At 61.8% G+C, this 11,567-nt stretch carries 11 protein-coding genes and 1 pseudogene; 8 read left to right on the forward strand and 4 right to left on the reverse strand.

The window, feature by feature from the left end; genetic code table 11:
- Nucleotides 1-112: 112 nt before the first annotated feature.
- The gene (locus tag HBR94_RS11715) at nt 113-997 is read right to left on the reverse strand and encodes a LysR substrate-binding domain-containing protein (RefSeq protein ID WP_057960590.1); all 885 of its coding nucleotides are present in this window, start codon (nt 995-997) and stop codon (nt 113-115) included.
- A 252-nt stretch (nt 998-1,249) separates the two neighbouring features.
- On the opposite strand from HBR94_RS11715, the pseudogene HBR94_RS11720 reads away from it, so the two are divergent.
- The 8 genes and pseudogenes from HBR94_RS11720 to HBR94_RS11755 form a co-directional block, all read left to right on the forward strand.
- Nucleotides 1,250-2,014: pseudogene (locus HBR94_RS11720) on the forward strand (ATP-binding cassette domain-containing protein); the annotation flags it as partial.
- Nucleotides 2,015-2,061: 47 nt separating this feature from the next.
- Complete coding sequence (locus HBR94_RS11725) at nt 2,062-2,835, forward strand: transporter substrate-binding domain-containing protein (protein ID WP_120731709.1); 774 nt, start codon at nt 2,062-2,064, stop codon at nt 2,833-2,835.
- 18 nt (nt 2,836-2,853) lie between these two features.
- A complete protein-coding gene (locus tag HBR94_RS11730) occupies nt 2,854-3,567 on the forward strand; it encodes an ABC transporter permease subunit (RefSeq protein ID WP_057437878.1) in 714 nt (237 codons plus the stop codon).
- A gap of 12 nt (nt 3,568-3,579) precedes the next feature.
- Nucleotides 3,580-4,269: an ABC transporter permease subunit gene (locus tag HBR94_RS11735; protein ID WP_057437876.1), complete on the forward strand. Its 690-nt coding sequence runs from the start codon at nt 3,580-3,582 to the stop codon at nt 4,267-4,269.
- A 21-nt stretch (nt 4,270-4,290) separates the two neighbouring features.
- Entirely contained in the window at nt 4,291-5,472 is a 1,182-nt protein-coding gene (locus tag HBR94_RS11740) for an aminotransferase class I/II-fold pyridoxal phosphate-dependent enzyme (protein WP_057960592.1), read from the forward strand.
- Nucleotides 5,473-5,604: 132 nt separating this feature from the next.
- The gene (locus HBR94_RS11745) at nt 5,605-7,341 is read left to right on the forward strand and encodes an amidohydrolase (protein ID WP_170044836.1); all 1,737 of its coding nucleotides are present in this window, start codon (nt 5,605-5,607) and stop codon (nt 7,339-7,341) included.
- Nucleotides 7,338-8,255 carry a GTP-binding protein gene (locus HBR94_RS11750; protein ID WP_170044837.1) on the forward strand — a complete coding sequence of 306 codons (918 nt, stop codon included), beginning with the start codon at nt 7,338-7,340 and terminating at the stop codon, nt 8,253-8,255. Before HBR94_RS11745 ends, HBR94_RS11750 begins: the two co-directional genes overlap by 4 nt.
- 108 nt (nt 8,256-8,363) lie before the next feature.
- On the forward strand, nt 8,364-9,068 hold the full coding sequence (locus HBR94_RS11755; RefSeq protein ID WP_170044838.1) for a hypothetical protein: 705 nt from the start codon (nt 8,364-8,366) through the stop codon (nt 9,066-9,068).
- Nucleotides 9,069-9,703: 635 nt separating this feature from the next.
- Here HBR94_RS11755 and cyoE read toward each other — a convergent pair.
- The 3 genes from cyoE to cyoC are packed head-to-tail and all read right to left on the reverse strand — an operon-like array spanning nt 9,704 to nt 11,564.
- Nucleotides 9,704-10,591: a heme o synthase gene (gene cyoE, locus HBR94_RS11760; protein ID WP_029300217.1), complete on the reverse strand. Its 888-nt coding sequence runs from the start codon at nt 10,589-10,591 to the stop codon at nt 9,704-9,706.
- A gap of 11 nt (nt 10,592-10,602) precedes the next feature.
- Nucleotides 10,603-10,938: a cytochrome o ubiquinol oxidase subunit IV gene (gene cyoD / locus HBR94_RS11765; RefSeq protein WP_029300215.1), complete on the reverse strand. Its 336-nt coding sequence runs from the start codon at nt 10,936-10,938 to the stop codon at nt 10,603-10,605.
- The gene (gene cyoC / locus HBR94_RS11770; RefSeq protein WP_038446230.1) at nt 10,938-11,564 is read right to left on the reverse strand and encodes a cytochrome o ubiquinol oxidase subunit III; all 627 of its coding nucleotides are present in this window, start codon (nt 11,562-11,564) and stop codon (nt 10,938-10,940) included. The genes cyoD and cyoC overlap by 1 nt, the downstream gene beginning before the upstream one ends.
- Between the last annotated feature and the right edge of the window lie 3 nt (nt 11,565-11,567).

Consider the following 11,567-nt stretch of genomic DNA (forward strand, 5'->3'; position numbering starts at 1 on the left):
TTTCCTTCTTATTGTTCTGTGTCGATTGGTCAGACCTTAGGGGGCGCTCCGAGGGCGGACAAGCAAAAAATTTGCCGACCATTGGCAAAAAAAATTCACGGATTGCCGCGCACTACAGCCCACCGCCCAGCTGCGACTTCACCCACTCGCCAAACGCCTGCACCACCGGGCGCTCGACTTTCTGATGATCGGCCACCAGGTAATAACCACGGTTGGATTCGATCTCGGTCTCGAACGGACGCACCAGCAAGCCCCGGGCCAGGGCCTCGCCGCTGATCAGGTTGTCGCCCATGGCGATGCCCTGGCCGGCGATGCACGCCGACTGCACAAAGTGCGCATCGGCAAACACGATGCCGCGCTGCACATCCACATTCGGCGCCCCGGCGGCGGCCAGCCATACGCGCCAGTCGGAGTAGTCGATCATATGCAGCAGCGGTGCGCCGGCCAGGTGTTCCGGGTTCTTCAGGCCGCCCATGGTGTTGACCAGGCGCGGGCTGCACACCGGGAAATAACGCAGCGAAACGATTTTCTGCACATGCTGGTTAGGCCAGTCGCCCATGCCGTAGGCGATAAACAGGTCGGCGCCGTGGTCGCTGGTGTCGTCCGGGGTGCGCGGTGATATCAGGTGCAGTTCGACCTGTGGATAAAGTGCCTGGAAGTCGGCGATATGGGTGCACAGCCAATAGGTGGCAAACCCCGCCGGGCTGCTGATACACAGGCGCCCGCTGACCTGCTGGCCATCGAAACGCTGCCCGGCTTCAAGGATATTGGCCAGCAGCCCATGGATATCCCGGGCATAGCGCTCGCCCTGCCAGGTGATGCGGATGTTGCGCCCGGTGCGCTCGGTCAGGGCAAACCCCAGGGTCTGTTCCAGGCTCTTGATCTGGTGGCTGATGGCGCTGGGGGTGAGGTTCAGCTCGGCGGCTGCCTCGGACACGCTGCCCAGCCGGGCCACCGCGTCCAGCGCCCGCAAGGCGGTCATGGAGGGGTAACGCATGGATGTTCACCTGCTCGAAGATACCCGCACCATAGCCGGAATCAGCCGTCAGACATAGCCACCGGCGAGCGGGACAGTTGAATTAAATTTCAATATCGAGCGAAAAATGCTCGATTGACCTCATGTGGCCAGTGGCTATTCTCGATCCTCATCACTGCATGCCTGTGCAGCTTTGCGCAGGAGCCGGCTCCTGCAGAAAACTGCCTCATCTACAAAAATAAAGAGGGATAACCCTTGAACCCAGTCACCCCGGTGGTCGCCATTGATGCTCTGCACAAGAGCTATGCCGCGCACCATGTTCTCAAAGGCATTTCCCTGCGCGCCAACGAAGGCGATGTGGTGTCGCTGATCGGCTCCAGCGGTTCGGGCAAAAGCACCCTGCTGCGTTGCATCAACCTGCTGGAGATCCCGTGCAGCGGCAGCCTGCGCATCAATGGCGAAGAAGTGCGCCTGAAAAAGGACCGCGCCGGCAACCCGCTGATCGCCGATCCCGACCAGGTGGCACGCCTGCGCACGCAACTGGGCATGGTGTTCCAGAGCTTCAACCTGTGGCCCCACCGCACCGTGCTGGAAAATGTCATCGAAGCACCGGTGTATGTGCTGGGTGAAGACCGCAAGGACGCCATCGCCCACGCCGAGCACCTGCTGGAAAAAGTCGGCCTGGCGAGCAAGCGCGATACCTTCCCGGCCTTCCTCTCCGGTGGTCAGCAACAGCGCGTGGCCATCGCCCGCGCCCTGGCCATGCGCCCGCGCGTATTGCTGATGGATGAACCCACCTCGGCCCTCGACCCGGAGTTGGTCGGCGAAGTGCTGAAGGTGATCCAGGGCATCGCCGAAGAAGGCCGCACCATGATCCTCGTCACCCACGAAATGGCGTTTGCCCGGGATGTATCGAGCAAGGTCATGTTTTTGCACCAGGGATTGGTTGAAGAAGAAGGCACGCCCCAGCAAGTCTTCCAGAACCCCACCAGCGAGCGTTGCCGCCAGTTCGTCATGGCCCAGGACAATCGCGTTTGAACTGCCGCTTCCATCCTTCAAAACAATAACTTCGAAAGGGTCAAGCCATGCATAACTCTCTGAAATCCCTCGCCGCCGGCTGCGTGCTCGCCGTGCTTTCCCACAGTGCAGTGGCCGCCGAAAAAATAGTGTTCGGCATCGCCCTGGAACCCTACCCGCCGTTCTCCGAAAAAGCCGGCAATGGCGCCTGGAGCGGTTTCGAACCAGACCTGATCAAGGCCCTGTGCGAACGCCTGCAAGCCCAATGCCCGCTCAAGGAAGTGTCCTGGGACGGTTTGATCCCGGCACTGCAATCGAGCCAGATCGACGTGATCCTCAACTCCCTGAGCATCACCGAAGAGCGCGAAAAGGTCATTGCCTTTACCGCCCCCTACTACCAGACCCCGGCCATGTGGGTCGCCGACAAAAGCCTGGACCTGGTCACCACCCCCGAAGGTCTCAAGGGCAAGTTGATTGGTGTGCAGGGCTCGACCTCCAACGCCACCTACCTCAAGGCCTACTACGCCAAGGGCTCGACCCTGCGCTACTACAACACCCAGGACGACATGACCGCCGACCTGCAAAGCGGGCGTATCGACGTGATGCTGGCCGACGCGCTGACCATCGAGCCGATGCTCAAGTCCAATGCCGGCAGTGGCCTGGCTGACAAGGGCCTGGCGCCCAAAGACCCGTTGTTCGGTTCCGGTATCGGTGCCGCCGTGCGCAAGGGCGACGACAGCCTGCGCGAGCAGCTCAACACCGCGTTGGCGGCGATCAAGGCCGACGGCACCTACGACAAAATTCGCAGCCGCTATTTCAGCGTCGATATTTCCGCGCAATAACGTCCAACGGAACGCGCCATGATTTCTTTGTCCGAACTCACCCAGTTGTTCGTCGCCGACGGCTGGCTCAACGCGCTGCTCCAGGGCGCGGTGGTGACCTTGCAGATTTCCGCCGGGGCTTTTGTGCTGGGCCTGGGCATCGGTTTGCTGGTGGCCATGATCAAGCTCAAGGGCCCACGCTGGATGGTGCGCCTGGCCAACCTGTACACCACGCTGTACCGCGCGGTGCCGGAGCTGCTGCTGATTTTGCTGCTGTATTACGCCGGCACCGACCTGCTGAATATGGCGATGGCCGCCATGGGCCGCGACAGCGTGACGGTCAACGGTTTTATCGCCGCCGTGCTGGTGCTGGGCATCGTTCAGGGCGCGTACTCCGCGGAGATCATTCGCGGCGCGATCCAGGCCATTCCCGTCGGCCAGCTGGAAGCGGCGCGGGCCTTTGGCATCGAGCGCTGGCTGCTGGTGCGCCGGGTGTTGCTGCCGAGCATGTTGCCGTTTGCCATGGCCGGCCTGTCGAACCTGTGGCTGGTGCTGGTCAAGGACAGCGCGCTGATCAGCATCGTCGGCTACAGCGAGTTGCTCTCGGTGGGCAAACAGGCGGCCGGCTCCACCAAGCATTATCTGGTGTTCTACCTGGCGGTGGCGGCGGTGTATTTCATCATCACCCTGATTTCCAACGGCGCCTTCCGGGTGTTCGAGCGACGGATCAACCGCTGGATGCCGCAGCACTAAGGAGCGCAGCCGATGGACTTTTCATGGATCAACAGTTTTGGCAACGAGCTGCTGCACGGCCTGGGTATCACCCTGAAGTTGCTGGCCTTGTCCGGGGTGTTTGGCTTTTTGCTGGCGGTGCTGGTGGCCTTGGGGCGCTTGTCGTCCAACCCGCTGATCAGTGGGCCGTTGCGCGCCTATACCGCGGTGTTCCGAGGCACGCCGCTGCTGGTGCAGATCTACATCCTGTATTACGGCGTGGGCAGCGTGTTTGCCAGCTACCCGCTGATTCGCGGCAGCTTCCTCTGGCCGTACTTGCGTGAAGGCTTCTGGTACGTGGCCCTGGCCCTGATTCTGTGTGTCGGCGCGTATGTCGGCGAAGTGCTGCGCGGCGCCCTGCGTGCGGTGCCACGGGGCGAGCTGGAAGCGGCGCGGGCGTTTGGCATGAAGCGCCTGATGGTGCTGCGCCGGGTCTGGTTGCCACGGGCCCTGGAGCTGGTGAAGCCGACCCTGGTGGGCGAGACCGTGTTGCTGCTCAAGGCGACCGCCCTGGCCTCCACCGTGGCCGTCACCGACCTGCTCGGCGCCGCCAACCTGGTGCGGGCGCAGACGCTGCGGGTGTATGAACCACTGTTGGCCGTGGCGGTGATCTACATTGTCCTGGCGTTCGTGATCGAACACGTCTTCTCGCGCTGGGGCAAAGTCCCGCAGCGCCAGGCTTGAATCAATTTTAGGAGAACAAGGATGCGTTATTCACCGTTTGTCGAGCGCATTAGTGGCGAGTCCGTCAGCGCCTGGGATATTCACTACGCGGCCGTCGAAGCCCGTGGCCGTGGCGAAGATGTGATTGTGTTGAGCGTCGGCGATCCCGACTTCGCCACCGCCAGTGCCATTTGCGAAACCGCCGTCGACGCCCTGCGCGCCGGCGACACTCACTACACCCATGTCCTCGGCCGACCGGCCCTGCGCGAGGCGATTGCGGCCAAGCAAAGCCGTCTGCAAGGCATCGCCGTACACGCCGATAACGTGGCCCTGGTGGCCGGTGCGCAAAACGGCCTGTTCGCCACCTCGCTGTGCCTGTTCAGCCATGGCGACGAAGTGCTGGTGCCGGAGCCGATGTACCTGACCTATGAGGCGTGCATCCACGCTTCCGGGGCGCGCATCGCGACCATCGAGCAACCGGCAGCCAACGGCTTTCGCCTGACCCGCGCGGCCCTGGAAAAAGCCATTACCGCCAAGACCCGGGGCATTGCCCTGGCCACGCCGTGCAACCCCACCGGGAACGTCTACAGCCGTGAAGAGCTGGAGTGGGTGGCCGAAGTCGCCCGTGAGCACGACCTGTGGGTGATTTCCGATGAGGTCTACGGCCAGATCACTTACGACCAGCCGCACCTGAGCATTGCCTCGCTGCCAGGCATGGCCGAGCGCACCGTGGTGCTCAACAGCCTGTCGAAAACCCACGCCATGACCGGCTGGCGCGTGGGCTGGGTGGTGGCCCCGACCGCGTTGGTCGGCCACCTGGATAACCTGCTGCTGTGCATGCTCTATGGCTTGCCCGGGTTTATCCAGGAAGCGGCGATCAAGGCCCTGGAGCTGGATGACGAGGTGGTGAGCGACGCGCGCACGGTGTATCGCCGCCGGCGCGACCTGGTGGTGGCCGGCCTGGGTGGCATCGCCGACCTTGATTGCCGGGTGCCACAGGCCGGCATGTTTATGCTGGTGGACGTGCGCCGCACCGGGCTGTCGAGCATGGACTTTGCCTGGCAGCTGTTCCGCGCCACCGGGGTGTCGGTGCTCGATGCCCAGGCGTTTGGCGCCAGTGCCGAAGGCTTTGTGCGCATCTCCTTTACCGTCGCCGACGACACCCTCAAAGACGCTTGCCAGCGGATTGCCGGGTTTGTCGAGGGCCTGCGCGCCAACCGCTGAGCTTTATGTGGGAGCGAGCGTGCTCGCGATGCGGGCAACTCGGCCCCACAGGCACACCGCGGTGATGCCATCGCAGGCAAGCCAGCTCCCACCCTTTGATCGTCGCCGCTTCTGAATATTGAGGTTTCCCCCGTGACCGCTTCCGACCAATTCACTTCCACCCACTCCGTTGTCGGCGAGCACGCTGACCTGGTGCTGCACCACGGCCGCTTCTACACCCTCGACCCGGCCCAACCGTGGGCCGACGCGGTGGCGATTCGCGGGGGACGTTTTATCGCAGTCGGCACATTCGCCGACCTGCAACACCTGATCGGCCCGCAGACCCGCCAGCATGATCTGCTGGGCGCATTCTGCATGCCCGGCCTGCACGATATGCACACCCATCCCGACCTCGCCCTGGCGCCACGCTACAGCGATGACCTGGATGTGGGCATCGAAGATCCCACCCCCGAACAACTGGCGACGGCGATCCACGCCTACGCCGATGCCCACCCCGGCGATAGCTGGATCTACGGCCAATACTGGGTGCGCTACACCTTCCGCGAAGCCGGGCTGACCCCAGGGCGCGAATGGCTCGACAGCATCATGCCGGACCGCCCGGTGGCGCTGCTGGACCGTATGTGGGGGACCATGATGGTCAACTCCTGCGCCTTGAAACTGGCCGGCATCGACCGCCACACCGCCGACCCGCGCAACGGCTATATGGAGCGCGACGAACTCAGCGGCGAGCCCAACGGCCTGATGATCGACGGTGCCTACGCACTGATCCACGCGGCCATGCCGCCGACCCCGGTGGCGGTGCTGCGCCGAGCCTATCGCGACGGCGTGCATTTCCAGAGCTCGCGTGGCGTTACCGCGACCAAATATGTTCACGTCTGCGAGCGGCGCCTGGACGCCCTCAAGGAGCTGGACGATGCGGGCGAATTAAGCCTGCGTGTGGAAGCCGCGATCAGTTGGCAGGACGATATCTTCCCGGTGCGCCGGCGCTGGGAGTTGCTCGGCGGCGAGCGTCACTACTATCGCAGCGCGCGGCTGAACGCCAACGCGGTAAAGTTCCATTTCGACGGCACCGTGGAGCCCAAGTCTTCGTACCTGATGACCCCCTGGGCGGCCGACTCCACCTGGCGCGGCAAGCTCAACCTGACCCCGGAACATATCACCGACATGGTGGTGGACATGGACCGCCGTGGCCTGCGGGTGATCGCCCACTGCACCGGCGACGGCGCTTCCGATGTATTCCTTGATGCGGTCGCCGAAGCGCGGCGGGTCAACGGTGACAGCGGCATTCGTCACCAATGCGCCCACAGCACCTTGCTGCATCCGGGCAACCTCAAGCGCTTCAAGGCGCTGAATGTGATCGCCGAGTTCTCCCCGGCGGCCTGGTACCCGACGCCGTTTGCCAGCGGCGCCCGCTCCGGTTATGGCGCCGAGCGCCTCAAGCGCATCTACGACTTCAAAGGTGTGCTGGCCGAAGGCGGCCTGGCGGTAATGGGCACCGACTGGCCGGTGGCCTCGATTGACCCGTGGCTGGCCCTGGAAACCATGGTCACCCGGCAGAACCCCTGGAACCAGGAACCGGACTGCTTCGGCGAGCCGATCACCCTGGAACAGGCACTGCAAGTGGCGACCCTCAACGGCGCCCACGCCATGGGCCTGGAGCACTCCACCGGCAGCCTGGAAGTGGGTAAGTGCGCCGACCTGATCGTGATCGACCGTGACCTGTTCGCCCAGCCGGCGCGCAACTACATCCACCAGACCCAGGTGCTGCTGACCCTGGTCGATGGTCGGCCGGTGTACGACCGCCTCAACACCTTTGAAGGCACGGCGCTGCAAGCCGTGTGGCAAGGCCTGCCGCCGGTGATCGAATGAATAGCGAGAGCATTGCAGTCACGGTAGTTTCGGGCTTTCTCGGCGCAGGCAAGACCACCCTGCTCAACCGCATCGCCCAGCAGCCGCAACATGGGCGCATGGCGGTGATCGTCAATGACTTCGGCGAGCTGAACATCGATGCGGCGATCATCGCCGAAGTCACCGACGCCGTGTTCAGCCTGCAGAACGGCTGCATCTGCTGCACGGTGCAAGAGGACCTGCTGGCGCAGCTGGTGAGCCTGAGCCAACTGCGCCCCCGCCTGGACCGTATCGTCATCGAGTGCAGCGGTGTGTCCGACCCGCAACGCATTGTGCAAACCCTGGGTTATCCACAGCTCAAGGCGCACCTGCATCTGGATACGGTGATCACCCTGGTGGACGCCAGCGGCTATGGCGCCTTGGAAGGTGAGTTCGCACGCTTGTCCCGCGCTCAGGTGGCCTGTGCCGACCTGGTGCTGCTGAACAAAGCCGACCTGGTCAGCGCCGCCGAACTGCAAAGCCTGCGCGCAACTATCGGTGCCCGCACACGCGTGATCAGCACCGTGCAGGCGCAGATCCCCGATGCCCTGCTGCTGGGCGAGCGCACCCCGCGCAACGGCTTCACTCCCGTGCCGACGCCGCACCACGAACTGTTCGAAAGCTGGACCTGGCAAGCCACCCAGGCCCTGCCGGCCAAAGCCCTGCGCGATTGGCTGGGGCAACTGCCCAAGGACTTGTTCCGCCTTAAAGGCCTGGTGCATTTACAGGGCAATGAGCAACCCTTCTGGTTGCAACATGTGGGCAACCGCAGCCAGTTCAGCCTGGCCAGCGGCGAGCACGCGCAGGACTCGGCGCAACTGGTGTTTATCGCCCGACGGGATAGCGGGCTGCGGGAAACGCTGGAGGCGCAATTGCGGGAGATGCAGGAACTGTAAGCGCGGATGACGATGAAGGCAGAGTGCCGCCTTGACCTTGCTACCCCGGCCCTTGAAAATGCCCGACGTTTTTCCCGTCTCCCCGCTTACAGAAGTAGTGAAATTTCAATGTCAGATTCCCGTACTGAAGAATCCGTAGTCACTTTGCAGTCCAAAGCTGAATACGAAAACGCCATCAATATTTCACAGCATGTGCCAGCGGCCAAGAACATCAGTGAAATGGTGCTGGACGCGTTCCACACCTCCAAGGAAAGCGACCAGATCCGCGAATTGCGCGTCGCCATCCGCCAGGCCCACGATGCCTTTGACGATGACCAGGCCTATGACTTGATGGGCCAGCTCAAGCAGCTCAAAGACGCCGAAGCCGCCGACAACGCAGCCCTGGAAGACCTGAGCAGCAAGTTTTCGATCAGCCGAATCCTTTCCAGCTTCAAGGACGACCCCGAGTTCCAGGAACTGGTGTATGGCCTGGCGCTCAAGGTGTTGAACCAGACCCACCAGGCCATCAGCAACCCGAGCGCCGGCAAGGGCAAGGCTGCGCGGGCGAAGAAGGAAGTTGAGGTATTTGTGATCAGCAAGGACGGGATCAGCGTGACCCTGCCGATGCGCACGCCGCGCTCCAAGCTCAATGTTGACCGCGAGGCGCTGGAGTTTTTGGGCTTTAGTTTTGTGGGTGAAGGGGATGAGGCGGAGCTTGAGAGTGAAAGCTTTGTGGATAACTCCGGTGCCGAGCAGCCTTTGACGCGCAAGAGTATTGTGACGGCGCTGCAACAGCAGACGGCGTTTGCTGGGTACAGCATTGCTCAGCAATAGGTCTTGATTGAGTACATATCCGTTTTTTGTAATGGCGGCTATTGGTTCCGCCCTTACAGCGGCTCACTTTTGTAGAGCGCGAAAGTAAGCAAAACACTCTTGCCCCACCACTCGGTGCCTCGCCTAGACTCGGCATGCCCCTCATCCGACATTGATTTGGGGGGCCACGGTGCATCAGTCGATAAATCTATTGACTGACCTGCCACCATCGCGGGCAAGCCCGCTCCCACAGGGGAAGGCAGCTTCGCACCCCGGCTTTGCTGTTGCTGTTGCTCTGCTTTTGATCTGGCTTTTGATCTTGATCTTAGGCGCCCCGTTAAACCACGATGGCCGCAGGCAGGTATTGCGCAGTGGGCACCCCGGCATGGATGCCGGGGTAGCCGCGACACGGCCATGGATGGCCGATCGCGGCGGGCCCACGGAGCAATGCCTGACTGCGGGCATGCCGAGCCTAGGCGAGGCACCGAGTGGTGGGGCAAGAGCGCTTTGCTTACTTTGACGCTCTTCCAAAGTGAGCCGCCGTAAGGGCGGAACCAATAGCCGCCGTTACCGCAGAAATGGATATGTACCCATACCCCCCCCACAAAAAAGCCCCGCTCTTCTCTCAAAGGCGGGGCTTTTCACGACATCCCAACTCAGTGGGCGTAAGTCAGCAACAACTCTTTCGGCACCTGGAAATCCAGGGACATCATCACGCTCAAAGCCGTAATGGTGAAGATCGAGAAGACAAACAACTTACGCGCCCAGACAGTGTCATCCACCGCCTTGTAGCCGGTCCAGGCCATGTACAACCAGTACATGCCCATGGCCGCGGCGACGGCGAGGTAGCTCATGCCGGCATACCCACTGAAGGTCAACATCAAGGTCGCCACAAGGAAGGCCAGGATGTACAGCAGGATGTGTTTCTTCGCCACCTGGATGCCACGCTTGACCGGCAATACCGGAATCGAAGCCGCCAGGTAGTCGTTGAAACGGAAGATCGCAATGGCGTAGGAGTGCGGCATCTGCCACAGGCTGAACATCACCAGCAGCACCAGCGCAGCCATGTCGAAGCTATTGGTCACAGCCACATAACCAATCACCGGCGGCATCGCCCCCGACAGGCTGCCCACCAGCGTGCCGTGAACCGACTTGCGCTTGAGGTACAGGCTGTAGAGGCCGACGTAGATGACAAAACCGATCACGGCAAACAACGCCGCCAGCGGATTGGCCACCGTGTACAGCAATGCCACGCCGGCAACACCGAGGACGGTCGCGAAGATCAGTGCCAGTTTCAGGGAGATAAGGCCCTGGACCAGCACGCGATTCTTGGTGCGCTCCATCTTGATATCGATGTCACGGTCGATGCAGTTGTTGAACACGCAACCGGACGCCACAACAAGGGAAGTGCCGATCATTGCCGCCAGGAAGATGGCCAGATCGACATGCCCCTTGGAGGCCAGGAAGAAACCGCCTGCCACAGAAAGCACGTTACCGAAAATGATCCCCGGTTTGGTGATTTGGATAAAGTGCTTAAGCGACATCGGGTCTTACCTCACTTCGCCATCATGTAGGTGTGGATGCTGAACATGATCCACAACGACAGGCCAACCAGCAGCAGGATCACAATGGCCGTGAACACAAACGCAATCACGTTGTTGCGCTGGGCCTGGGAGCGATCCAGGTGCAGGAAGTAATACAGGTGGACAACCACCTGGATCACCGCGAACAACAGCACGATGGCCAGTGTCGTGGCCTTCGGCAAGGTTGGGTACATCACCAGGCCGAATGGGATGATCGTCAGGATCACCGACAGGATGAAGCCGATAGCGTAAGACTTTACGCTGCCGTGGCTCGCATCATGGCTGTCATGGGAGTGTGCATTAGCCATTACAGAGTCCCCATCAAGTAGACAACGGTGAAGACGCAGATCCAGACCACGTCCAGGAAGTGCCAGAACAGGCTCAGGCAGCTCAGGCGGGTCTTGTTGGTCGACGTCAGGCCATGCTTGTTGACCTGGTACATCATGATCGCCATCCAGATCAGACCGGCGGTTACGTGCAGACCGTGGGTACCGACCAGGGTGAAGAACGCCGACAGGAAGCCGGAACGGCTAGGGCCGTAGCCTTCGGAGATCAGCAGGTGGAACTCGTTGATCTCCATGGCGATAAAGCCAAGGCCGAGCAGGAAGGTCAGGCCCAGCCACTTGAGCACGCCTGCCTTGTTGCCACGGAAGAACGCCAGCATGGCGAAGCCGTAGGTGATCGAACTGAACAGCAGCAAGGCGGTTTCGCCCAGCACGTAATTCAGTTCGAAGATGTCGTGGCCCGACGGGCCACCCGCTACGTTGTTTACCAGTACCGCGTACACCGCGAAGATCGACGCAAACAGGATGCAGTCGGTCATCAGGTAGAGCCAGAAACCGTATACGGTCATCTCGCCCGAGTCGTGGTGATGGTCATCGTGCCCATGGTCATCGACATGGGCGTGTCCAGCATTGGTCACTAAGTTCGACATGGT

Source organism: Pseudomonas sp. WS 5412, from assembly GCF_012985615.1.
Lineage (GTDB): Bacteria > Pseudomonadota > Gammaproteobacteria > Pseudomonadales > Pseudomonadaceae > Aquipseudomonas > Aquipseudomonas shahriarae.

What these genes read in the sequence shown, in the direction of transcription:
- cyoD (WP_029300215.1), bottom strand. Translation starts at nt 10,938, where the DNA reads ATGGCTAATGCACACTCCCATGACAGCCATGATGCGAGCCACGGCAGC.
- HBR94_RS11730 (WP_057437878.1), top strand. Translation starts at nt 2,854, where the DNA reads ATGATTTCTTTGTCCGAACTCACCCAGTTGTTCGTCGCCGACGGCTGG.
- HBR94_RS11715 (WP_057960590.1), bottom strand. Translation starts at nt 997, where the DNA reads ATGCGTTACCCCTCCATGACCGCCTTGCGGGCGCTGGACGCGGTGGCC.
- cyoC (WP_038446230.1), bottom strand. Translation starts at nt 11,564, where the DNA reads ATGTCGAACTTAGTGACCAATGCTGGACACGCCCATGTCGATGACCAT.
- HBR94_RS11750 (WP_170044837.1), top strand. Translation starts at nt 7,338, where the DNA reads ATGAATAGCGAGAGCATTGCAGTCACGGTAGTTTCGGGCTTTCTCGGC.
- HBR94_RS11740 (WP_057960592.1), top strand. Translation starts at nt 4,291, where the DNA reads ATGCGTTATTCACCGTTTGTCGAGCGCATTAGTGGCGAGTCCGTCAGC.
- HBR94_RS11755 (WP_170044838.1), top strand. Translation starts at nt 8,364, where the DNA reads ATGTCAGATTCCCGTACTGAAGAATCCGTAGTCACTTTGCAGTCCAAA.
- cyoE (WP_029300217.1), bottom strand. Translation starts at nt 10,591, where the DNA reads ATGTCGCTTAAGCACTTTATCCAAATCACCAAACCGGGGATCATTTTC.
- HBR94_RS11735 (WP_057437876.1), top strand. Translation starts at nt 3,580, where the DNA reads ATGGACTTTTCATGGATCAACAGTTTTGGCAACGAGCTGCTGCACGGC.
- HBR94_RS11725 (WP_120731709.1), top strand. Translation starts at nt 2,062, where the DNA reads ATGCATAACTCTCTGAAATCCCTCGCCGCCGGCTGCGTGCTCGCCGTG.